This window comes from Apibacter sp. B2912 (assembly GCF_009827835.1).
Taxonomy (GTDB): domain Bacteria; phylum Bacteroidota; class Bacteroidia; order Flavobacteriales; family Weeksellaceae; genus Apibacter.
The window spans coordinates 248851-272460 of sequence record NZ_WINV01000002.1 but is presented as its reverse complement, the minus strand read 5'-3'; the positions used below and the strand labels follow the sequence as shown (position 1 = coordinate 272460).

19 protein-coding genes are annotated in these 23610 nt (G+C 30.1%); 15 read left to right on the top strand and 4 right to left on the bottom strand.

All coding sequences use genetic code 11. From position 1 onward, the window contains the following. Positions 1-67 precede the first annotated feature (67 nt). From GFV01_RS04540 to rimO, 4 genes are all read left to right on the top strand, one after another. Positions 68-1405 (top strand): peptidylprolyl isomerase, encoded by a 1338-nt coding sequence (locus GFV01_RS04540; RefSeq protein WP_160565155.1) that lies wholly within the window; start codon positions 68-70, stop codon positions 1403-1405. 299 nt (positions 1406-1704) lie between these two features. Further along, entirely contained in the window at positions 1705-2859 is a 1155-nt protein-coding gene (locus GFV01_RS04535; RefSeq protein ID WP_160565153.1) for a class I SAM-dependent RNA methyltransferase, read from the top strand. 108 nt (positions 2860-2967) lie between these two features. Next, positions 2968-3930 carry a hypothetical protein gene (locus GFV01_RS04530; protein ID WP_160565151.1) on the top strand — a complete coding sequence of 321 codons (963 nt, stop codon included), beginning with the start codon at positions 2968-2970 and terminating at the stop codon, positions 3928-3930. An 81-nt stretch (positions 3931-4011) separates the two neighbouring features. Beyond that, entirely contained in the window at positions 4012-5313 is a 1302-nt protein-coding gene (rimO, locus tag GFV01_RS04525; RefSeq protein ID WP_160565149.1) for a 30S ribosomal protein S12 methylthiotransferase RimO, read from the top strand. Between the two features lie 309 nt (positions 5314-5622). On the opposite strand, the gene GFV01_RS04520 is transcribed toward rimO, so the two are convergent. Continuing rightward, the gene (locus GFV01_RS04520) at positions 5623-6609 is read right to left on the bottom strand and encodes an aldo/keto reductase (RefSeq protein WP_160565147.1); all 987 of its coding nucleotides are present in this window, start codon (positions 6607-6609) and stop codon (positions 5623-5625) included. 166 nt (positions 6610-6775) lie between these two features. Between GFV01_RS04520 and GFV01_RS04515 the strand changes: the two genes are divergently transcribed. Beyond that, complete coding sequence (locus GFV01_RS04515; RefSeq protein ID WP_160565145.1) at positions 6776-7672, top strand: AraC family transcriptional regulator; 897 nt, start codon at positions 6776-6778, stop codon at positions 7670-7672. Between the two features lie 233 nt (positions 7673-7905). On the opposite strand, the gene GFV01_RS04510 is transcribed toward GFV01_RS04515, so the two are convergent. Then, entirely contained in the window at positions 7906-8382 is a 477-nt protein-coding gene (locus GFV01_RS04510; RefSeq protein ID WP_220264894.1) for a septal ring lytic transglycosylase RlpA family protein, read from the bottom strand. A 281-nt stretch (positions 8383-8663) separates the two neighbouring features. Here GFV01_RS04510 and GFV01_RS04505 point away from each other — a divergent pair, with 281 nt between their 5' ends. After that, positions 8664-9164 carry a hypothetical protein gene (locus GFV01_RS04505; protein WP_160565143.1) on the top strand — a complete coding sequence of 167 codons (501 nt, stop codon included), beginning with the start codon at positions 8664-8666 and terminating at the stop codon, positions 9162-9164. A 60-nt stretch (positions 9165-9224) separates the two neighbouring features. Next, positions 9225-11834, top strand: a complete 2610-nt coding sequence (gene alaS, locus GFV01_RS04500) for an alanine--tRNA ligase (protein ID WP_160565141.1) — start codon at positions 9225-9227, stop codon at positions 11832-11834. Positions 11835-11964: 130 nt separating this feature from the next. On the opposite strand, the gene GFV01_RS04495 is transcribed toward alaS, so the two are convergent. Beyond that, a complete protein-coding gene (locus tag GFV01_RS04495) occupies positions 11965-12870 on the bottom strand; it encodes a TIGR01777 family oxidoreductase (RefSeq protein WP_160565139.1) in 906 nt (301 codons plus the stop codon). Between the two features lie 249 nt (positions 12871-13119). Here GFV01_RS04495 and GFV01_RS04490 point away from each other — a divergent pair, with 249 nt between their 5' ends. Together GFV01_RS04490 and GFV01_RS04485 are read left to right on the top strand one after the other, a co-directional pair. Then, positions 13120-13662, top strand: coding sequence for an RNA polymerase sigma factor (locus GFV01_RS04490; RefSeq protein WP_160565137.1), 543 nt, complete (start codon positions 13120-13122; stop codon positions 13660-13662). Between the two features lie 17 nt (positions 13663-13679). Then, positions 13680-14303: a hypothetical protein gene (locus GFV01_RS04485; protein WP_160565135.1), complete on the top strand. Its 624-nt coding sequence runs from the start codon at positions 13680-13682 to the stop codon at positions 14301-14303. 29 nt (positions 14304-14332) lie between these two features. On the opposite strand, the gene GFV01_RS04480 is transcribed toward GFV01_RS04485, so the two are convergent. Next, entirely contained in the window at positions 14333-15031 is a 699-nt protein-coding gene (locus GFV01_RS04480) for an ABC transporter ATP-binding protein (protein WP_160565133.1), read from the bottom strand. A gap of 93 nt (positions 15032-15124) precedes the next feature. On the opposite strand from GFV01_RS04480, the gene GFV01_RS04475 reads away from it, so the two are divergent. From GFV01_RS04475 to pgeF, 6 genes are all read left to right on the top strand, one after another. Then, positions 15125-15952, top strand: a complete 828-nt coding sequence (locus tag GFV01_RS04475; RefSeq protein WP_160542104.1) for a prephenate dehydratase — start codon at positions 15125-15127, stop codon at positions 15950-15952. A gap of 2 nt (positions 15953-15954) precedes the next feature. Next, positions 15955-16410, top strand: a complete 456-nt coding sequence (locus GFV01_RS04470; protein WP_160542103.1) for a CvpA family protein — start codon at positions 15955-15957, stop codon at positions 16408-16410. Continuing rightward, positions 16410-18260 carry a DUF3413 domain-containing protein gene (locus GFV01_RS04465; RefSeq protein WP_160565131.1) on the top strand — a complete coding sequence of 617 codons (1851 nt, stop codon included), beginning with the start codon at positions 16410-16412 and terminating at the stop codon, positions 18258-18260. The genes GFV01_RS04470 and GFV01_RS04465 overlap by 1 nt, the downstream gene beginning before the upstream one ends. A 244-nt stretch (positions 18261-18504) precedes the next feature. After that, on the top strand, positions 18505-19584 hold the full coding sequence (prfA, locus tag GFV01_RS04460; protein ID WP_105297590.1) for a peptide chain release factor 1: 1080 nt from the start codon (positions 18505-18507) through the stop codon (positions 19582-19584). A 325-nt stretch (positions 19585-19909) separates the two neighbouring features. Then, positions 19910-22735 carry a DNA polymerase I gene (gene polA, locus GFV01_RS04455; RefSeq protein ID WP_160565129.1) on the top strand — a complete coding sequence of 942 codons (2826 nt, stop codon included), beginning with the start codon at positions 19910-19912 and terminating at the stop codon, positions 22733-22735. Between the two features lie 57 nt (positions 22736-22792). Continuing rightward, positions 22793-23581 carry a peptidoglycan editing factor PgeF gene (gene pgeF, locus GFV01_RS04450; RefSeq protein WP_160565127.1) on the top strand — a complete coding sequence of 263 codons (789 nt, stop codon included), beginning with the start codon at positions 22793-22795 and terminating at the stop codon, positions 23579-23581. Positions 23582-23610: the final 29 nt, after the last annotated feature.

The window sequence follows — 23610 nt, the reverse complement described above, 5'->3', positions numbered from 1 at the left end:
TTAAAAACTAATATAAACACTAATTACTCATAAAAGAATTTTAAATTTGCAGAATATAAAAATTAAAATGAATAGATTATTTATAGTTGTAACCTTTTTTATGGCTACCTTCATTTTTGCCCAAGAAACAAAAATTGATGGAATTGTAGCTGTCGTGGGAAATGAAATTATTACAGAAACTGATGTTAAAGAAGGTGAAAATTACGCTCGATCTGAAGGACAAACCGTAACTGATCGATGCAGCTTTATAGAAAATATGATGAAAGAAAAAATTATTTTATATAAAGCAAAACAAGATACTCTAATAACTGTTAATAAAGATGAAGTAGCAAGAGAGGCTGAATCACGAATTGAAGGATATAGAAATTATTTTGGATCAGATGCTAATATTCTAACCAATTTCAAATTTAAAACTATGGGTGAGCTAAGAAGTTTACTCGAAACAATGATTAAAAATCAAATGTATACCCAAAGGAAAATGGCTGACATCACCAAAAATGTAGACGTTTCTCCAGAATATTTAAAAGATTTTTACAAAGCTCATGAATCAGAATTTCCTACTTTAAATGAAGAAATCGAATATGGGCAAATCTATATGTACCCTAAATTAACAGAAAGCCATAAACAAGAATTGATTGATCAATTAAAATCTATAAAAAAACAAATTGAAGAAGGAGCCAGTTTTGCTGATATGGCTAAAAAATATTCACAAGATCCAGGTTCAGCCGCTAATGGTGGGCAAATTTTAAATGTTAGAAGAGAACAAATGGTAAAAGAGTTCGATGCGGTTGCTTTTGGATTGGAAGAAGGACAAATATCCGAACCATTTGAAACTGAATATGGATTCCATATTGTTTATCTTGAAAAAAAGAAAGGTCAAGTGATTGATTTAAGACATATATTATTAATGTCTGTTCCTAATCAAGAAGAAATTAAAACAGCTATAAAAAAACTGGAAGATATCAGGGAAGATATTAAATCAGAAAAAATAACGTTCAATCAAGCTGCTTTAAAATATTCTGACGATAAATATACTAAATACAATGGCGGTTTATTATCAAATTCTCAAACCGGTGATAACAGATTTGAAAAAATAAAACTACCTACTAAAGTGCTTTATAACCTTTCAGGACTTGGAAAAGGAGATTTATCCGAAGTATTTGAAGATAAAGAAAATAACAGAACGGTAGTGAAACTATTGAAGATAACCGATGTTATTCCGGCTCACAAAATGAATTTAGAAATTGACTATAACAGAATCAAAGGTTTTGCTCAGAAAACTAAAGAAAACGAAGTAATTGAAAAATGGGTAGAAGCGCAAATTCCTTCAACCTTTATAACAGTTCAAGATGAATATAAAAAATGTAACTTTTCTATCGATTGGTTACAAAATAAAAATAGATAATTAGTAAACTATTAGTTAAAAAGCCCTGTCTTACAGGGCTTTACTTTTTTAACTAATCTTCAATTGTTATTTTATTAGTATATACAATTGTATTTAATAATTTATCTGTAATAAAAAACTATTGATTAAAAATTATTTCGGTTCAATTATTAATAACATTTAATTATCAATTTCTAGAAAAAGTAATCCTATATTTGAAAAATATTTTAAGAATCTATAAAATCTTAAAAAAGTATTTTAAATAAAATTTGATAAATTCCTATTAACACATTTAACTTCATTTTAATTGAAATATTATAATGTTTGCTAATAACGATTCCTTTACGATGCAAGCCAAAACCTTTTATGGCTTAGAAGATGTGCTTGTACAAGAACTAAAACAATTAGGTGCTTCTCAAATTGTTAAAAAAAACAGAGCGGTTGAATTCCTTGGAGATTTAGGATTTTTATACAAAGCGAATTATTCGTTAAGAACAGCCCTGAAAATTTTGGTGCCCATACACCATTTTAAAGCTAAAAATGAAACTATTTTTGAAAAGGAAATAAATAAAATTCCATGGGAAAATTATTTTTTCAATTCGCAATCTTTTGCAATTGATGCAACGGTATATTCCGATTATTTTAAACATTCTCAATACATTATGTTAAAAATGAAAGATGGAATCGTTGATCGTTTCAGAAAAAAATTTGGCAAAAGACCCGACATTGAAAGATACAATCCGGATATAAAATTCCATTTACATATCAGTAACCAAGAAGTTACCATATCTTTAGACAGCAGTGGAGATCCACTCTTTAAAAGAGGTTATAGAAAATCTCATTTTGAAGCTCCCATAAATGAAGTATTAGCTGCCGGATTATTGAATTTAGCAGGATGGGATGGAAAAGGAAATTTTCTTGACCCGATGTGCGGTTCGGGCACTTTGTTAGTAGAAGCCGCCATGATCGCTTTAAATATGCCTCCACAATTACATCGAAAACAATTTGGATTTATGAATTGGAAAAATTTCGATTTAGAGTTATTTAACAAAATAAAAGATACTCGAATTAACAGGATTAAGGATTTTTCAGGTAAAATAATCGGATATGATATTTCTGATAAAGCTTTAGTTTCAGCAAAAAATAATATTGAGGCAGCAGATTTATCAGAATTTATAGAATTAAAAAATCAGGATTTTTTTACTTCACAAAAAGAACTATTTCCCTTATTAGTTGTTTTTAATCCTCCTTACGATGAAAGACTATCCATTACAACAGATCATTTTTATAAAAATATCGGCGATACTTTAAAAAATAATTATAAAAACACATTAGCTTGGTTCATTACTTCAGATCTGGAAGCCTATAAAAAAATCGGCTTACGTCCCTCAAGAAAAATTAAAATTTATAACGGGAAATTGGAATGTCGTTTTTTTCAATACGATATTTATGAAGGAAGTAAAAAGATAAGATAATTAGTTAAAATTTGTAAAAATTGTTGATTATAATATAATAATTTAGTTTATACAGTTAAATTTGCAATATTTTAATAACTACCAATGGTTATATAATAATAGTAAATTATGAAAATCGCTTTAATATCTTTAGATTATTATAGATATGATAAATATATTATTTCTGCAATGAAAGAATTAGATATAGAAGCTATTCATATTGATATTTATGCAAACAGATATAGGTATCCCAATCTTTGGGTTCGATTAAAAAATTTAATTACTAAATCATTTTTTAATAGTAACATCAAAAGAACCCACCTGGAAAAATTGATTAAAAATGCCTTATCTAAAAACGATAAATTTGATAAGATCGTTATTATTCATGCAGAATGGTTATCCCCTGAAACTTTAAAATTTTGTAAACATAAAAGTAATGAAATGATTGCTTACCATTACGATGGTATTCAGCGTATGCCTTCTATTACAGAAACTTTTAAATATTTTGATAAAATTTACAGTTATGATAGAAATGATGCTAAAAAATATAATTTGAAATTTATATCCAATTATATTTATGAGCAAATGGAAGATATAAATCTTAATGAGCAAAAAATAGCTTTCAATATTTCATCATTAGATAATAGAACTCCCATATTAGAAAAAATTGCAAAAATTTTAGAAAATAAAAATTATCCCTATGAATTTCTGGTTGTAAATCGTAACCATTTTAATTTTTACACTCAAAAATTCAAAACCAAGATTAAATATTTAAATAAAATGGTTTCCAGAGATGAAGTCCTTGAAAAAATTAAAAGATCTAATCTCATGGTTGACATACAAAGGCCTGAACAGATAGGCTTGACATTTCGTGTATTTGAAGCTTTAGGACATCATAAAAAATTGATAACTACTAATAAAGACATTATCAATTACGATTTTTATAATCCTGCGAACATTTTAATTATAGACCCTGAAAATATTGAAATTCCGGATGAATTTTTATATTCTAAATACGAGAAAGTTCCGGATCATATACTTAATAAATACCATGTTAAAACATGGGTTAAACAAATTTTAGAATTAAATTGATAAAAATACTATTTGATTGTAATCTATCCTATACATTTCATAAAAATATAAATAAATTTGCCTTATTAAAAATAACAGTGAATGCGAACAAAATCTGTTGGGAAAAAAAAAATTAACGTTATAACTTTAGGCTGTTCTAAAAATATTTACGATTCTGAAGTTCTCATCAATCAATTAAAAGCCAATAACAAAGAGGTTGTTCATGAACAAAATGGAGACATTGTAGTAATTAATACATGCGGATTTATAGATAATGCCAAAGAAGAAAGTATTAATACTATTTTAGAATGTGTCAAACAAAAAGAAGAAGGAACTATTGAAAAAATATTTGTTACCGGATGCCTTTCGGAAAGATATAAACCCGATTTAGAAAAAGAAATTCCTAATGTCGATCAATATTTCGGTACTCGTGAATTGCCCTTATTACTAAAAGCTTTAGGTGCTGATTATAAACATGAATTGGTAGGAGAAAAATTAATTACCACTCCTAGACATTATGCCTATTTAAAAATTTCGGAAGGTTGCGATCGACCGTGTAGCTTTTGTGCAATTCCTTTAATCCGTGGAAAGCATATTTCAACTCCCATTGAAGAACTGGTAAAAGAAGCTCAATCGTTGGCTCGAGGTGGAACCAAAGAATTAATTTTAATTGCTCAAGATTTAACCTATTACGGTTTAGACATATACAAAAAAAGAGCTCTCGCAGATTTATTAAAAGAGCTTATCAAAGTAGAAGGTATTGAGTGGATTCGTCTGCATTATGCTTTCCCTACAGGATTTCCTATGGACGTTCTGGAACTTATGAAAAATGAACCTAAAATTTGCAATTATATTGATATTCCTCTCCAACATATTGCAAGCGATATATTAAAATCCATGAAAAGAGGAACTACCAAAGAAAAAACCAACCGATTATTGAATGATTTCCGTTCCAAAGTTCCCGACATGGCAATTAGGACAACCTTAATTGTAGGCTATCCGGGCGAAACTCAAGAACATTTTGAAGAATTAAAAAATTGGGTTATAGAACAACGATTTGATCGTTTAGGTTGCTTCTCTTATTCCCATGAGGAAAACACGTCCGCTTATTCATTAGAAGACTCTCTTTCTGAAGAAGAAAAAATGAATCGAGTAAACGAAATCATGGAAATACAGTCTCAAATTTCGTGGGAATTAAATCAAGAAAAGATCGGTAAAACCTATAAGTGTATTATAGATAGAAAAGAAGGAGATTATTATATTGCCCGTACTGAATACGATTCACCGGATGTGGACAATGAAGTTTTAATTTCAGCCCATGATGTATATTTATCCGTAGGAAGCTTTGTATCTGTTAAAATTAATCGTGCAGAAGATTTTGACCTTTATGGCGAATTAATTTAGTTAAACTATTTATTTAAAATTTTGCCGGTTATCAATAATCGTTTTTATCATCTATTCATTTGATTAAAAAAATTCTTATTTACGCATTTGCTTTTACATATTGGTAAACAAAATAAAAATGGGACTGATATATAATTTATATCAGTCCCTTATATAAAGTTACAATTACTTAAATTATATGACAATCAACGGTTGTCACAAATAAGCAAAAAAAAATAATATAATTGATTGATTTTCGGCGTTTATTAACTCATATAAAATTGCTTAGAAATCTTAACTCATTAAAAACCCTATCCAACTATAATTCTTTTAATTCTTATCAATCATTTTATTAAGATTTTCCGGATATCGATCTCCAACAATATTAATTTTAGACAATCCTTCATTGATTCGATTTAAAACTTCAGGACTTAATTTTAGAGAAGTAGCTTCTATGTTTTCTTGCAAACGATTTAATTTAGTAGTACCCGGTATGGGAACAATCCACGGCTTTTGAGCTAATAACCAAGCGATAGCAACTTGGGCAGGTGTTGCATTGAGTTCTGTCCCGATAGATTTTATAAAATCAATTAATACAAAGTTTTTTTTCCTGTTTTCAGCCGATAAACGAGGAACTATATTCCTAAAATCATTTTTGTCAAACCGGGTATTTTCATTAATGGTTCCGGTTAAGAAACCTTTACCAAGTGGACTAAATGTAACAAATCCTATTCCTAATTCTTCCAGTGTAGGAATAATCTCTTTTTCAGGATCTCTATAAAATAATGAATATTCACTTTGAAGAGCAGTAACCGGTTGAATGGCATGGGCTTTTCTTATCGTTTGAGGACCTGCTTCCGATAATCCCCAATGTTTAATTTTGCCTTCTTTCATTAAATCTTTTATTGTTCCTGCCACCTCTTCAATCGGTACATTTTTATCAACTCGGTGTTGATAATACAAATCAATATAATCGGTTTTTAATCTTTTAAGTGAGCCTTCCAGAGCTTTTCTGATACTTTCGGGTCTACTGTCAGGCGGATTGGAGGAATTTCCATCTTTAAATCCAAATTTGGAGGCTATTTTTATTTTACTTCTAAAATCTTTTACCGCTTCTCCTAACAGTTCTTCATTCGTAAAGGGGCCATACACTTCAGCTGTATCAAAAAAAGTTATTCCGGAATCGTAAGCAGTTTGTATTACTTTTATTGCTTCTTTTTTTTCAGTGGACGGACCTAAACCAAAACTTAATCCCATACAACCCAAACCTAATTCGGAAACTTCAAGTCCATTTGTTCCTAATATTCTTGTTTTCATTTAAAAATATTTAATAGTAAATTTATATCAACAAAGATACTTTTATAAGATAGCTTTAATTTTATATAATTTACTGAAATTATTATCAATTTTACTGATTATTAATTTCTTATACGAGTAAAAACATGATTTATGTAAATTTGAATGAATCTAATGATCATCTAAAATGGAAAAAATTATTTCTATAGATAGTGTTAAAACCTATAATACCATGCGAGGAGTTGAAACCACTCATCCATTAGTTAACGTACTTGATTTATCAAAAACTAAACCGATAACAGCTCAAACATTCAATTACGGTTTATATGCCATATTTTTAAAAGAATTAAAATGCGGTGAATTAAAATATGGAAGAAATACGTATGATTTCCAAGAAGGCTCTCTCGTTTTTATTTCACCCGGACAAATTATGAAAGTGGAGCCCAATGTAACCACCTATGCACCTAAAGGATGGGGATTATTGTTCCATCCCGACCTATTACTTGGAACTCAATTAGGTAAAGACATAAAAAAATACTCATTTTTTTCTTATGACAGTAACGAAGCATTACATCTATCCGACAAAGAAAAACAAATGATTTTAGAGTGTTTTAAGAATATTCAATATGAAATTGAACAACCTATTGATAAACACAGCAATACATTGATCACTACCAATATTGAACTACTACTAAATTATAGTTCTCGTTTTTTTGATCGTCAATTCGATACAAGAAAAGATATTAATAAAGGAATCTTAGAAAAATTTGAAAAACTACTTTATGAATATTTTTCTTCTGATAATTCAAAAAATTTGGGTTTACCTTCGGTAGCCTTTTGCGCTTCACAATTAAATTTATCATCCAACTATTTTGGAGATTTAGTAAAAAAAGAAACCGGAAAATCAGCACAAGAATATATCCAAGAAAAAGTTATTTATTTAGCTAAAGAAAAAATTTTAGATCTGAATAAAAATATTTCTGAAATCGCTTATGAACTTGGATTTAAATATCCTCAACATTTTACCCGATTTTTTAAAAATCAATTAGGTATTACTCCTAATGAATATAGAAATATCAGTTAAAAATTTTTATAAGTATTGGATATTCAAATTTAAACAATTAACTACCTAATAACTTGTACGTAAATAAAGAAAATCAATTGAAATCTTATCAAATAAAAATAACTTTTAAAATACAATTTATTTACTCCATTTCATTTTAAAATAATTAAAAGAAAGATTCCCTATTTATAAACAAAAAAACTCCGGTTAACAATAACCGGAGTTTATAATTAAAATTTTTTTAAGCAATGAAATTACAATATTTCATAATTAACTTTTATGACTCCTGCATTTAAGCTTGTTAATTCTGCAAAAGCAGCTTTACTTAAATCAAATTCTCTTTTAGGTACAAATGGTCCACGATCAGTAATTCGTACAATAACTTCTTTACCATTTTTTGGATTTATAATTTTAACTTTCGTCCCAAATGGTAATGTTTTATGTGCAGCAGTAAAATCATTCATGTTATATCTTTCTCCGCTTGAAGTCAATCGACCGTGAAACTTTCCTCCATACCAAGAAACACGCCCGGAAAGAGTGGATTTTTCATTACTATCTACCTCTTCTTTGGAAACATTACTTGTCAAACTGTCATTTTGGTAATTTACTTTAATAGTGTCACCGGATACATGAGAAAGAGAAGGAGCTTTTACCAATTCTTCACTGTGAAAAAATGTAAATGATAAAGACACTAATAAAATAATCATCAATGCTAAAGTTACTTTCTTCATATTTTAGTTTTACTCTTTTGTGCTGCAAAATTACAATCTCATTATCTAAAATATTCTTAAATACATTTCACATATGGTAAGCATACATATGAAAACTTCTATATTTATTTTAAATAAAGGGTTTCAATGAGATAGTTAAAAAAATGTTAAATTATATTGATTTTGTTAATTTTTTTCACTTTTAATCATAAATGAAATTCACTTTACTAAAAACAAATGTTTTATTGATAAATGAATATAAATTAATAGTATTATTTTTGACAACTAAACGTAATTATATAATGAAAAAAATTGTTTCTTATTTTCTTTTATGCCTCGTCTTACTATCGTGTACTTCAATTGAGAAAAAGAAAAATATAAAAAATGTAGAAGAATTTTATAAAATATATGCTCAAAGAAAAGACACTAAACAACTTATGAGCTTTTATACGGACAACAATCCTAAATGGGTAGATGCCGTTTCGCAATCTTTATTGGAAGGCAAAAATATAATTTTGGATATGTATGAGAACAGTTGGAATGACAAAAATTTTAAAAAACATCAAGATTATCCCGAAAGCGTAACAATTAAAGAAATAGTTTCGAATGATAGCATCGTAGCAGTTAGTGGGCAATATAATCCCTATTATTATAAGGATAAATTAATACATTCCATGAAATTCACTTCATGGTTCTATTTTGATAAAGAGGGAAAGATTAAAAAACAAATAGAGTGGATGCAATACACCATGAATGATTTAAAGGATATCATAAATTTTAAACAAAACGCAGAAATAAATTAATTTTTTTAAACGAAATTTTAAAATTCTTATTTTTGTAGCTCCAAAAACCAAGTAGTAAAAATGACTTCTAAAGAAATACGAAAAACTTTTCTGGATTTTTTTAAATCTAAACAACATAGTATAGTTCCGTCTGCTCCGATTGTTTTAAAAGATGATCCTACACTCATGTTTTCCAATTCCGGAATGACACAGTTTAAGGATTATTTTTTAGGCTATAAAGAACCTAAAAATAAGCGTACGGCCGACACTCAAAAATGTTTACGGGTTTCAGGAAAACATAATGATTTGGATGATGTAGGTAAAGATACCTATCATCACACTATGTTTGAAATGCTTGGAAACTGGAGTTTTGGAGACTATTTTAAAAAAGAAGCTATTGAATGGGCTTGGGAATTGTTAACTGCTGTATTTCAAATTTCAAAAGACAGGCTCTATGTTACCATATTTGAAGGAGATGTAGAAGAAGGCTTAGAAAAAGATAGGGAAGCCTACAACTTTTGGAAAGAACATATTTCAGAAGATCGAATACTTCTCGGTAACAAAAAAGACAACTTTTGGGAAATGGGAGAAACAGGACCTTGTGGGCCTTGTTCGGAAATACATGTTGATATCCGTTCGGATGAAGAAAGAAAAAAAATCGATGGTAAAGATTTAGTTAATCATGACCATCCGCAAGTCATTGAAGTTTGGAACCTGGTTTTTATGGAATTTCTCCGTAAAGCGGACGGCAGTTTAGAAAAACTTCCTAAAAAAAATGTAGATACGGGAATGGGATTTGAAAGGCTTTGTATGGTATTACAAGGCAAAATTTCTAATTACGATACCGATGTATTTACTCCCTTAATAAAAAAAATAGAAGAAATATCCGAACTAAAATACGGCGAAAACACTAACGTAGATATTGCCATGCGAGTTTTGGCAGATCACGTACGAGCCATCACATTCTCTATAGCCGACGGACAGTTACCTTCTAATTCCGGAGCAGGATATGTAATACGAAGAATCTTGAGACGGGCCATTGGTTATGCATACCGTGTTTTGCATATCAAAGAACCTATTTTATACAAGCTGGTTCCGATTTTAAATACTCAAATGGGAGAGTTTTTTCCCGAAATTTCTAAACAAGAAAGCCTTATATCAGAAATTATAAAAGAAGAAGAAATTGGATTTTTAAGAACGCTGGATCAAGGATTGGTACGATTGGCTAATTTTATGGAAAACAATCCGAAATTAGAAATCATACCCGGAGATGTTGTTTTTGAATTATACGATACCTATGGTTTTCCTTCAGATTTATCTCGAATAATTGCCGAGGATCATGGAAAAACCATTGATGAAAATGGTTTTAATGAAGAAATGAGCAAACAAAAAGCTCGTTCCAAATCTGCTTCCACTTTTAAAAATTATGATTGGGTTATCTTACAAGAAGATGATGTAGAAGAATTTGTAGGTTATGATTTTTTAGAAACTCATGTTAAAATAACAAGATATCGTAAGGTAGAAAATAAAGAAGGAGAATTTTATCAATTAGTATTTCAAATTACCCCGTTTTATGCCGAAAGTGGAGGACAAGTAGGGGATATAGGGTATATTGAAAATTTAAATGAAAAAATTGAAATTCTAAATACTAAAAAGGAAAATAATTTAATTATTCATACGGTAAAAGAACTTCCAAAATACCCTGAATTTCCATTTAATGCAAAGGTAGACAGCAAAAGAAGAGAGGCAATAACCAAAAACCACTCGGCGACCCACCTTTTACATGAAGCATTGCGGGAAGTACTAGGTAAACATGTGGAACAAAAAGGATCTTATGTAGGACCGGACTATTTACGTTTTGACTTTTCCCATTTCAGCAAAATGAGTCCGGAAGAAATACAAAAAGTTGAAATGATGGTCAACACCAAAATTTATGAAAGAATCGAATTAGACGAAAATAGGGCAGTCCCATTTATAAAAGCTATTGATATGGGAGCTATGGCTCTTTTTGGTGAAAAATATGGCGATTTAGTACGGGTAATTAAATTTGGAAATTCGGTTGAATTATGTGGAGGAACCCATGTAAAAAATACGCATGAAATCATATTTTTTAAAATTATGAGTGAATCTTCCAGTTCCGCAGGAGTACGAAGAATTGAGGCGATTACCGGCGAAACGGGAATAACATTTCTAAAAGATCAATTCAGTCAATATGATCGTTTAAAAAGCTTTTTAAAACAGCCGGATGATCCTATTAAATCCATTGAGAAATTATATTCGGAAAATGATCAACTAAAAAAACAAGTTGAGCAACTCAACAAAGAAAAAGCAAATCATGAAAAAATACTTTGGAAAAATTCTATTACTCATGTGAATGGAGTAAACTACCTTGGATTACAGACGGACTTAAGTATTGCATCGGTAAAAGATTTAATTTTTCAACTAAAGAATGAAATTTCCAATTTGTTTATTATTATAGGTACTCATACAGATCAAAAACCTACACTTTCCATAGGAATTTCTGAAGATTTAATCAAAGCTAAAAATTTACATGCAGGAACGATCATAAAAGCTTTATCTAAAGAAATAAAAGGCGGCGGTGGAGGACAACCCTCTTTTGCCACAGCAGGAGGAAGCGATTTATCAGGATTGGAAATTGCTATTAAAAAGTCTTTAGACTATTTACAATAAATTAATAAATAAATAATAATAATTTGTGTTGTGCTCAATTATAAAAAATTATAATTGATCACAAACTTTTTATATGAAAAGATTACGACTTCGTTTAAACTTTTATCTATTATAAACGTTATTCTTAGAACTATAATAAAGAATCTAAAGCACTATCTAAATCGGGATATTTAAAAGTAAACCCGACTGTGCGAATTTTCTCAGATGAAATTCTGCTGCCTTCCAATAAAAGTGTAGAAACTTCACCAAATAACCAGCGCAATATAAAACCGGGCACATTAGGTAAAAATAGGGGTTTATTTAACTTTTTGGCAATGGCAACAGTTAAATCTTTATTAGTTGTGTAGGAAGGAGCCACCGCATTGTAAGTGCCTTGTAAACCTTCATTTACTAAAACATATTTATAAATTGAACATAAATCATCAATATGTATCCATGGGATATACTGTTTTCCTGAACCGAGACAGGCACCTACATAATAGTTTACCATTTTTTTAATTTTATATAAAACGCCTTTTTTATTTTTAGATAAAGATATACCTGTCCTTATTTTTACGACTCTGTCGGCTACGCCTTCTGATAAAAATTCATCAGCTGCTGATTCCCATTGAAAACATACCTCACTTAAAAAATCATTACCCTTAGAATCTGTTTCTTTATATATCTTGTCTGAAGTGGTATTGCCATAATAGCCGGAAGCCGAACCACTAATAAAAGTTTGTATTTTTTGATTCCTATCCTTTAGGGTTTTTAGAATAAGTTTGGCCGAATCTACACGGCTGGAAAGTATAACTTTTTTTCTTTCATCCGACCATCTTTCATCGGCAATACCTGCACCGGCTAGATGAAAAATATGTTTAACTCCCTCCAAAGCGTTGGTATCCAAATATTGCTTTTCAATATCCCATTCATATTCATTCGGTTTGGTTTTTTTTCTGGTAAGATAACGGAGAGAGTAACTTTTTAAGAGTGTCGATAATTGGTTGGCAACCGCTCCGTGGGCGCCTGTTATTAGTATAATTTCTTTTTCTTCCATTTTTTAGTATTTAACGGTAAACGTTGTAATTGCGATAACAAAATAATATGCTGCTAGTTATCAAACTATTATATCAAATAACAGGCCGTTGGTTTAATCCCATAATTTATTTTATATATTTAAAAATAATTTCTAATTTTTTTGAAATAACATTCCTTTAATAAAGAATATTTTTATTATAATGCATGAAATTATAAATTGAAATTAAACTTTTCTAATTTCTTATTGTCTTAATAATAAGGAATAAAAATGGACGAAACAGAACTTTTACTTCTTTTAGAAAAAGATGTTAATAGCGGATTCAGGCTACTGGTAAAAAGGTATAGTCAACCCATATATTGGCATATACGTAAAATTGTCTATACTCATGCAGATGCAGACGATATAACTCAAAATGTATTTATTAAAGTTTTTCAAAATTTATCCGGATTTAAAAGAAATTCTAGCCTTAAAACCTGGATATACAAAATAGCAACTAATGAATCGTTAAATTTTATTAATAGCGCTGCTCAGAAAAAAAATATAAGAAGCGATGAATTAGTCATTCAGTTGTCTTCTCAACTCAAAGATGATAATTTTTTTGATGGAGATGAAATTCAATTCAAATTGCAACAAGCCATAGCCGAATTACCCGAAAAACAACGAATTGTATTTAATATGAAGTATTTTGACGATATAAAATATGAAGATATGTCTGAAATTCTTGAAACATCTGTAGGGGCTTTGAAGTCTTCCTATCATCATGCTTCTAAAAAAGTTGAACAATTTCTTTTAGCCAATATTGAAAAATAGTTTATTTAAAACCTTATATGAATAACGTCAATAAAAATAAATCTACTCCTTTCCAAACCCCTGAAAATTATTTTGCTCAGTTGGAGAAACGAATTGTTTCCAAATCGTTAATTAATAACCGTTCAGAGTCTCCCTACAAAATTCCAAATAACTATTTTGAAAATTTAGACAAGAAAATTGTATCAAATACGATTGAAAAAATAAATCCTGATAAGCCAAAAATTTTTACTTTATCTTCTAAAAAAATATATTGGATTCCGGCAGCAGCCTGTTTATTTTTCGCTGTAATGGTGGGAATAATTAGTACTAAAAATCAATACACTACTGATTCTTCGATAACAAGTGCTAACTTAGAAAATCAAAAACATTTAGCTCTAACAGATAATTTATATGCACCTAAACCGTCGGATTCGTTTGTATCAACTTCCGGTTCAACGACCAATATCCATATAACCACTAATAATATTCCTAAAAGTTCACCTAAAAAAATTTCAAAAAAAATGGAATCTAGTAAAGATAAAATGATTGAACAAGAGATGATTTCTTCTTCAAATGTTATCTATGATTTGTATTTTACCAATGAAGAAACTACCAATTTATACGATGAAGAAACATCACAGGATAGTTTTTTTTTATTTTAGAAAAAGTAAAGTTGTTATTTTTTCTATAATTAATGATGGGTATATTCGAAAAAAGCTTCTTCCAAACTTAAATATTTACCTTTAAAATCCTCAATGCTTCTATCTTGAATAATAGATCCTTTATTTAAAAGTATGACTCTTGAACATAAGGCTTCAACCTCTTGCATAATGTGAGTAGACAAAATAACGGTTTTCTTTTTACCTAATTCCTGAATTAATTGCCTGATTTCAATAATTTGATTTGGATCCAAGCCATTAGTCGGCTCATCTAAAATTAAAATTTCAGGATCAAAGAGAATTGCTTGTGCCAGTCCCACTCGTTGTTTATATCCTTTAGATAATTGACTGATTTTCTTATTTTGTTCCTTTTGTAGGCCAACCTTTTCAATAATGTCGTAGATCTCGCTTTTGGGAGTATGATGAATATCTGAAACAAAGCTTAAATACTCCTTAACATACATATCTAAATATAATGGATTATTTTCCGGAAGATAACCAATTAACGATTTGGTTTTATATGGAAACTCTTGATTATCCATACCATTGATCCAAATTTTTCCCTGGTCAAAAGATAACGATCCTGTAATTGACCGCATCATGGTTGTTTTACCTGCTCCATTAGGACCTAACAAGCCGACAATCTCACCTTTTTTTATTTCCAAAGAAATAGCATGTAAAGCAATTTGTCCTTTATAATGTTTAGATAGATTTTGTATTTTTACAGACATTTTATTTCTAGCTTGAACAAAGCTGTTCCATTAAATTTATGTAAATATAATTAATAAAAATAAAAAAAATTGAGTGTTTAGTACCATTAATTTATGAAGTCAATATCAATACAAGGAATTAAAGGATCGTTTCATCATGAAGCCGTAAACCGTTTTTTTCAAAATGAAAAAGTGGAAATAATTGATAGTCCTACATTTAAAACCGTAGTAAGGGATGTAATTAATGGGAAAGCAAACTATGGAATGATGGCCATAGAAAATTCAATAGCGGGAGCTATTTTACCCAATTATAGTTTAATTACCAAACACGGGTTACACATAGTCGGTGAAGTGGTCTTACCGATTAAACATCATTTATTAGCATTACCGGGAGAAACATTAGATTCAATTTCTGAAGTTAGAACCCATCCTATGGCTTTATTACAATGTGAAAACTTTCTTGAAAAATATCCTGATTGGAAATTATTATCTAAAGACGATACCGCAACTTGTGCATACAACATTCACAGTAAAAAAATGAAAGGTATAGCGACTATTGGCTCAAAATTGGCAGCAGAAATGTATCAATTGCAAGTATTGGCTGAAAATATTCATGATGTTTCTGATAATTACACCCGTTTTTATTTATTATCTCCTCAAACGGAAAAAGTTGAAAATTTTACGAAAGCATCCTTATACTTCACTACAGATCATACAATGGGTAGTTTAGCAAAAGTTTTAAATATTCTTGCAAACCATCAAATGAATATCACTAAAATACAATCCGTGCCTTTATCAGGATCGGTTTTCCAATATTCTTTTCATGCGGATATTATTACTCCCGGAGGAAATGATGACAATTACCGCAGGGCGTTGGAAGAGATAAAAAATAATACCAATTTTTTACATATCTTAGGGGAGTATAAGGAAGATAAAATTTAAAAATGAACTATGAATATATTTTATTGGGAGGCACTCTAATCGGTGCAATTATAGGATATATTAAAGGCTTTCTAAAACAAATTTCTTCAATCGCAGGACTCACGGTCGGATATTTATTTTCTTCTCTGTTTTTATCTCAAATGCATCACATTTTATTACAAAATAAAATAATTTCAGAAGAAACATCGACATGGGTTAGCTATGTCTGCGTTTTCATCATTTTATTTATAAGTATTCTATTTTTATCCCGAATCATTGAAAAAATTTTAAAAAAATTAGGTTTAGGTTTTACTAACCAACTAGCAGGAATGGCATTGGGTGCTTTAAAATATTTCTTACTAATAATGATGATTTATTGTTTTTTATACTATTTAAATATATTAACTGAAGAAAATTGTTCTATTAATTTATTAAATTTTGTATCTTTATTCAAAACTGTTGTTTTTAAATATATATAATGAAAATTAATTTGTTTAGTAAACAATTATGTTTAGCCAATTTTTTTAATTTTTTACTGGTAATTTTTTTAGGGATTAAATATTTAAAATATACCGAAAATTTAAGCGGATTCATTACATATTTTTATATGTTTTCTTCACTTATTACACATTTTTTTATTCTTAATTGTGTTCCACTGTTACTGAGTCTTTTATTCTTATTTTTTACCAAATCAAAATTACTATCTAAACTTATTTTTAGCTTACTTTCTATTCTTATTATATTATATCTGCAAATAGATATACTGGTATTTAGCCAATTTAGGTATCATTTATCTCCTATAGTATTTAAATTAGTCTTTGGAAAAAGAGCTACAGATATTTTTCATTTTTCAACTATAAATACTACCATTGCAATACTTTACCTAATTGGACTTATTTTACTTGAGATACTAATACTGTATTTTTCTTCCAAACTATCCAATAAATTACCTAATTTAAAAATTAAGCTAATCTTAGTGATAGTAGGATTTTTATTAATTGGTACAAACTTTATATATGCTTGGGCTGATGCGAGTCGATACAGGCCTATTGCTCAAATGAAAAATATATATCCTGTCTTCTATCCGTTAACCTCTGAATCACTTTTTCGCAAACTTAATTTAATTAATAAACAAGAAATTGAAAAAAATACTTTACTTAGTCGCTCGTACTCAAAATCATTGATCAATTATCCTTTAAAGCCCATTCTATCTGAAAATAGCCAAAAAAAGAATATAATTTTTATCGTTATAGACTCTTGGAGATTCAATTGCATGACCGAAAATATAACTCCGCATATTTTTGAGTTGTCCAAAAAATCACAAGTATTTCAAAACCATAAAAGCGGATCAAATATGACCACAGGAGGTATATTTTCGTTATTTTATGCCATACCTGCTACTTATTATGATAATTTTACAGGATTACAAGTATCTCCGGTTTTTTTCAATGAAATACTCAAGCAAGGCTATACATTATCAATTTTGTCAAGCTCAACGCTTGAAAATCCCCCTTTTAATAAAAATGTATTTTCAGGAATTCAAAATTTGAGACTGGAATCGAATGGAAATTCACCTTCAGAAAGAGATAAAGACATTTATAATGAATGGATAAAATTTATTAACGGCTATGATTCAAAAGAAAATACTCCCTTTTTTAGCTTCTTATTTTTTGATTCTGCTCATGGCTTTGATTACCCTTCAGATTTTCCTGTTAAATTTAAACCGACGTTAGATGAAGTAAATTATATAGCTTTAAATGATGATTACAATCCAATCACTTTTTATAACAGATATAAAAATTCATTAAATTATATTGATAGTCTCATCGGAAACATATTGAAAAAATTAGAAGAGAAAAAGCTCTTAGACTCTTCAATTGTAGTCATTACAGGAGATCATGGACAAGAATTTAATGACAATAAAAAAGGATATTGGCAACACGGAGGAAATTTTTCAGATTATCAAATTGGCACACCTCTAATTGTATTTGATGCTTCTAGACCGGCAAAAACTTATACTCATTTAACTTTACATTATGATATTATTCCTACGCTTATGAATAACGTTTTGGGAGTTACAAATCACTATTACGATTATAGCGTAGGCCAAAATTTATATGATTGCAAGAATAGAAAATGGTTTATCTGCGGGTATAATCAAAAATATGCTATCATTGAAAAAAATATGATAATTAATGTTTATTCCTCGGGAATGTATGATGTTGTCGATAAAAAATTAAATCCGGTAAATGAAAATACCGTTGATTTTAGTGTAATTAAAGATGCGGTAATTGAAAATTCACGTTTTTACCATACATCTAAAAAATAGTAGTTTTCAGTTGCTAAATAAAGGAATTCTATACATCAAATAACAGAAAATTAAACAAAAAAATATATTCAGAATAATTAATAATACGACTGAACTTCCAATCTAATCGACTTTTAAAGTATTAATGATTTTAATTACTTACTTATTACTTTCAAAAATAATTTTAAAAAAATATATATAAAAGCAAGAAGCTGAAAATATTCTATCAAAGTTGTACATTTGCAAACTTAAACCATCAGTATATATGTCAGATTTAGTATCAAAATTAGAGGCTATAAAACAAAGATTTGATGAAGTATCAGATTTAATTATTCAACCGGATGTTATCTCAGACCAAAAAAGATATGCTCAACTAAACAAAGAATATAAAGACTTAAACAAAATAGTAGAAATCTATCATCAATACAAATCCTTACTTAATACAGTTTCCGATGCCGATGAAATTATTAAAGAAGGCATTGATCCTGATATGGTTGAATTGGCAAAAGAAGAAAAAAATGATGCCTTAGCCAAAATTCCTGAAATGGAAGAAAACATAAAATATATGTTAATTCCAAAAGATCCTGAAGACGACAAAAATATCACCGTTGAATTAAGAGCCGGAACGGGGGGTGATGAATCGGCTATTTTTGTGGAAGACATTTTCCGAATGTATACCATGTATTGGAGACAAAAGGGTTGGAACTTTGAAGTAGTAGACGCTACGGAAGGTAGCGTTAAAGGATATAAGGAAATGATTATTAATGTTAGTGGAGAAGGAGCTTACGGAACCATGAAATTTGAATCGGGAGTACACCGAGTTCAAAGGGTTCCCGAAACCGAATCACAAGGAAGAGTACATACTTCAGCCATAACCGTAGCCGTTTTACCCGAAGCTGAAGAAGTAGATGTTGAAATTAATCCGGCAGATTTAGAATATCAAACCGCTCGATCTAGTGGAGCAGGAGGACAGAACGTTAATAAAGTAGAAACCAAAGTTCAGCTTACGCATAAGCCCACCGGAATAATGATTCAATGTCAGGTAGCACGTTCACAACATGCCAATAGAGAGATGGCGTTACAAATGCTTCGTAACAAATTATACGATATGAAGTTGCAAGAGCATCTTGATAAAATTTCAGCACACAGAAAAACGATGGTATCCACCGGAGACCGTTCGGCTAAAATTCGTACCTATAATTACCCGCAAGGTCGTGTAACGGATCATCGTATTAATAAATCCATCTATAATTTAGATAACTTTATGAATGGAGATATTGATGAAATGATTGAAGCGGTAAAAATTGCCGAAAATGCAGAAAAACTAAAAGGTCAAGAAGACTAAATTCTTACATAATAAGCTTTATATAATTCGCTATTAACTACCATTTTATCTTAATGAATTATATAAAGTTTATTATTTATAAATCATTTTAAAAAGATACTACTCTATAAAGTTCTATTTATCTGTTAAATAAATCCTTTACGTGTTAAAATTACTATCGGTATAAATCATTGATATTTTAGAATTCTTCAGGATTTACTACTTTAAAATCAATATAAACATTTTTTCAATTAATATCTTAAAGGTTTTTCTTTTTACATTTTGCAACAAGTGTTAACTTCAAATATCTTATATTTGAAAATAAAAACACAGATAACCCTAAAGAATGACCAGTCAAGATTGCGATAAAAAACTATTTCTGATTGATGCCTATGCTCTTATATTCAGAGCTTATTATGCCTTTATAAAAAACCCAAGAATTAATTCAAAAGGGTTAAATACTTCCGCTATTTTCGGATTTACCAATACGCTTTTCGATTTAATGAAAAAAGAAAAGCCATCACATTTGGCTGTAGTTTTTGATGTGGGAGAAACGTTCCGTCATCAGGTCTATAAAGAATACAAAGCCAATCGGCAAGAAACACCGGAAGCTATACGGATAGCTGTTCCTTATATCCATAAACTGATGGAAGCATTACATATTCCTTGTCTTTGGAAAGAAGGGTACGAGGCCGATGATGTGATAGGAACTTTGGCAAAAAAAGCGGAAAAAGAGGGATATACTACCTATATGATGACATCGGATAAAGACTATGCGCAATTAGTTTCCGAAAATATCTTTGTTTTTAAACCGGCATCCAGAGGAAACGATATTGAAATTTGGGATGTAGAATCTGTTAAAGAAAAATTCGAAGTTAAAAATCCGTCTCAAGTTATTGACCTTTTGGGTATGATGGGAGACAGTGTAGACAATATACCCGGAATACCCGGTGTAGGCGAAAAAACGGCTAGACAATTTATTAAAGAATACGGAAGCATTGAAAACTTATTTGCTCATTCTTCTGAATTAAAAGGAAAAATGAGAGAAAAAGTGGAAGCAAATGAGGAATTAGGCCTTTTATCAAAAAAATTGGCAACCATTGATACTCATGTTCCTATCGAATTTAATTATGAAAGTTTAACGGTGGATCAGCCGAATGTTGAAGAGGTCATTAAAATTTTTGAAGAATTAGAGTTTAGAAATATGATTACAAATTTTCAGAAAACGTATCATATTATTTCTGAAAGTGAATCTAATTTAGAAAAAAATTCTTCCGGTAAAGCTCCGGTAAATGGACAAAGATCGTTGTTTGATACAACCGATCAGGACATTGAAATGAAAGAAAGCGCCAACTGGAAAACTATTGAAAATACTGATCATCTCTATCAACTGACAGAAACTCCTGTGGCAGTAAAATTGTTGGTAGATAAACTTTTAAAGCAAAAAATTGTATGCTTTGATACGGAAACTACTTCAACTGATTCCATGATCGCGGAATTAGTCGGTATTTCATTTTCATATGAAAATGCAAAAGGGTACTATGTACCTTTTAGTACTAAGGACAAAGAAAAAACACAAGAATTTATAGAACTGCTCCGACCGGTTTTCGAAGATGAAAATATAGTTAAAGTAGGCCAAAACTTGAAGTATGATTGTAAAGTTTTAAGAAAATATAAGGTAGAAGTTAAAGGGGTACTTTTTGATACCATGATTGCGCATTACTTAATCAACCCCGATGCAAGACATAATATGGACCTATTGGCTGAAACAGAGCTTAATTACAAGCCTGTTCCCATAGAATCTTTAATCGGAAAAAAAGGAAAAAATCAAAAATTGTTTTCTTCCGTTCCTATTGAATTGCAAAAAGAATATGCGGTTGAAGATTCTGATATTACCTTACAGCTTAAAGACAAATTTGAACCTCAACTCAAACATGATAATCTTAAAAAGCTTTTTGATGACATAGAAATGCCCTTAATGAAGGTGTTGGAAGACATGGAATGGGAAGGTATCAATTTAGATATCAAAGCATTAGGCGAAATGTCTAAAGAATTAGTTGAAGACCTGTCTATGTTGGAAAAAGAAATTTATTCTTTAGCCGGAGAGGAATTTAATATCAGTTCACCCAAACAATTAGGAGATATTATATTTGATAAATTAAAATTAGGTACTAAGCCCAGAAAAACCAAAACAGGTCAATATGCAACCGGCGAAGATGTTTTATTAAAGCTGGCGCATAAACATAAAATTATAGATTTATTATTAGAATACAGACAGCTGCAAAAATTAAAATCTACCTATGTTGATGCCCTGCCCAATGAGGTAAATCCACTAACGGGAAGAGTACACACAACCTTTGCACAAACTGTAGCAGCTACCGGTCGTTTAGCTTCTAATAATCCCAATCTTCAAAATATTCCTATTAGAACCGAAAGAGGGCAAGAAGTACGTAAAGCCTTTATAGCAAAGGATTCTAAACATAAAATAATTTCTGCCGATTATTCCCAAATTGAATTGAGAATCATTGCAGCCATGAGTAAGGATCCCACCATGATCACTTCCTTTAAAAACGGTGAGGACTTCCATAGGGCTACTGCATCAAAAGTATTTCATGTACCTATGGATCAAGTGACTAAAGAGCAGCGCTCTCAAGCGAAAACGGTTAACTTTGGTATCATTTACGGAGTATCTGCATTTGGATTAAGTGAGCAAACCGGTTTATCTAGATCCGAATCAAAAAGTTTGATTGATGCTTATTATCAGGCTTATCCCGTTTTAAAAGAATACATTTCGGAACAAGTACAGATAGCACGAAAAAACGGATATGTAGAAACCTTATTGGGAAGAAGAAGGTATTTGCCGGACATCCATTCCGGAAATAGCGTAGTGCGTTCTCATGCAGAAAGGAATGCAGTAAATGCGCCTATTCAGGGAACAGCAGCAGACGTAATTAAAATAGCCATGATACACATTCATGAACTGTTGCAGGAAAGAAAATTTCAAACCAAACTTTTGTTACAAGTGCACGATGAATTGGTTTTCGATGCTCCTGATGAAGAAATTAAGGAAGTATCGACACTCATAAAAAATACAATGGAAAACTCCGTACGTATGGAAGTTCCTTTAATAGTAGATGTTGGAGTGGGTCCCAATTGGCTTGAAGCCCATTAAGAATTTATATAGAACACTCTAGAATTGATGAGTTTATAAATATTCTCTTTTAACTATATGAATCTCCTGACATTTGATAATTTATCTGCATACAGAGAATTAACCCATTTTACAACTACAATCGAAGGCGGAGTAAGTGTCGGGAAGTATGCATCGTTCAATTTAGGAACAACCTCCGGGGATGATCCGAAAAATGTGATTGAAAACAGAAAAAGACTCTGTAATGAGATAGGTATTTCAACCCATAAATTATTTATACCTGTTCAAACTCACAGCAATCACGTGTTACTTATTGACCGAAATTTTTTAGATTTAACAAGTGATAAACAATCTGAAATTCTTCAAAATAAAGATGCTTTACTGACTCAAGAAAAGGAAATTTGCATAGGAATAACTACAGCCGATTGTGTACCTATAATATTTTATGATCCTTTAACCCGCACTTTGGCAGCCATCCATGCAGGATGGAGAGGAACCATTAGCAAAATTGCTTTAAATACTCTGTCGGAAATGGTACGTCATTTTAGTTGCAAACCTGAAAATATCAGAGTAGGAATTGGTCCGTGCATTTGCGCGAACTGTTTTGAAGTAGGAGATCATGTCATTGAAGATTTTATTAAAGAAGGTTTTGATAGTAATCTAATTAGTTTTAAAAATAAAGAAACCCGAAAATATCATATTGATCTTAGAAAAGCAAATCAGTTGCTACTGGAACAAGCAGGTTGTCTCGCTCAACATATAGAAATAAAAAATTTATGTACGGTTAATCAACCTAATTTATTTTTTTCGGCAAGAAGGCAAACCATAAATTCCGGTAGAATGGTAACCGGTGGTATTTTACGTTAATTTTTTATGAATTTATTAAAATATTATAT

Bases quoted from the DNA above. Each gene is read 5' to 3' on its own strand.
- GFV01_RS04465 (WP_160565131.1), top strand. From the start codon at position 16,410: ATGAAAATTAATTTGTTTAGTAAACAATTATGTTTAGCCAATTTTTTT.
- GFV01_RS04470 (WP_160542103.1), top strand. From the start codon at position 15,955: ATGAACTATGAATATATTTTATTGGGAGGCACTCTAATCGGTGCAATT.
- alaS (WP_160565141.1), top strand. From the start codon at position 9,225: ATGACTTCTAAAGAAATACGAAAAACTTTTCTGGATTTTTTTAAATCT.
- GFV01_RS04530 (WP_160565151.1), top strand. From the start codon at position 2,968: ATGAAAATCGCTTTAATATCTTTAGATTATTATAGATATGATAAATAT.
- GFV01_RS04515 (WP_160565145.1), top strand. From the start codon at position 6,776: ATGGAAAAAATTATTTCTATAGATAGTGTTAAAACCTATAATACCATG.
- prfA (WP_105297590.1), top strand. From the start codon at position 18,505: ATGTCAGATTTAGTATCAAAATTAGAGGCTATAAAACAAAGATTTGAT.
- GFV01_RS04495 (WP_160565139.1), bottom strand. From the start codon at position 12,870: ATGGAAGAAAAAGAAATTATACTAATAACAGGCGCCCACGGAGCGGTT.
- GFV01_RS04480 (WP_160565133.1), bottom strand. From the start codon at position 15,031: ATGTCTGTAAAAATACAAAATCTATCTAAACATTATAAAGGACAAATT.
- GFV01_RS04520 (WP_160565147.1), bottom strand. From the start codon at position 6,609: ATGAAAACAAGAATATTAGGAACAAATGGACTTGAAGTTTCCGAATTA.
- GFV01_RS04510 (WP_220264894.1), bottom strand. From the start codon at position 8,382: ATGAAGAAAGTAACTTTAGCATTGATGATTATTTTATTAGTGTCTTTA.
- polA (WP_160565129.1), top strand. From the start codon at position 19,910: ATGACCAGTCAAGATTGCGATAAAAAACTATTTCTGATTGATGCCTAT.
- GFV01_RS04490 (WP_160565137.1), top strand. From the start codon at position 13,120: ATGGACGAAACAGAACTTTTACTTCTTTTAGAAAAAGATGTTAATAGC.
- GFV01_RS04475 (WP_160542104.1), top strand. From the start codon at position 15,125: ATGAAGTCAATATCAATACAAGGAATTAAAGGATCGTTTCATCATGAA.
- GFV01_RS04505 (WP_160565143.1), top strand. From the start codon at position 8,664: ATGAAAAAAATTGTTTCTTATTTTCTTTTATGCCTCGTCTTACTATCG.
- GFV01_RS04540 (WP_160565155.1), top strand. From the start codon at position 68: ATGAATAGATTATTTATAGTTGTAACCTTTTTTATGGCTACCTTCATT.
- rimO (WP_160565149.1), top strand. From the start codon at position 4,012: ATGCGAACAAAATCTGTTGGGAAAAAAAAAATTAACGTTATAACTTTA.
- GFV01_RS04485 (WP_160565135.1), top strand. From the start codon at position 13,680: ATGAATAACGTCAATAAAAATAAATCTACTCCTTTCCAAACCCCTGAA.
- GFV01_RS04535 (WP_160565153.1), top strand. From the start codon at position 1,705: ATGTTTGCTAATAACGATTCCTTTACGATGCAAGCCAAAACCTTTTAT.
- pgeF (WP_160565127.1), top strand. From the start codon at position 22,793: ATGAATCTCCTGACATTTGATAATTTATCTGCATACAGAGAATTAACC.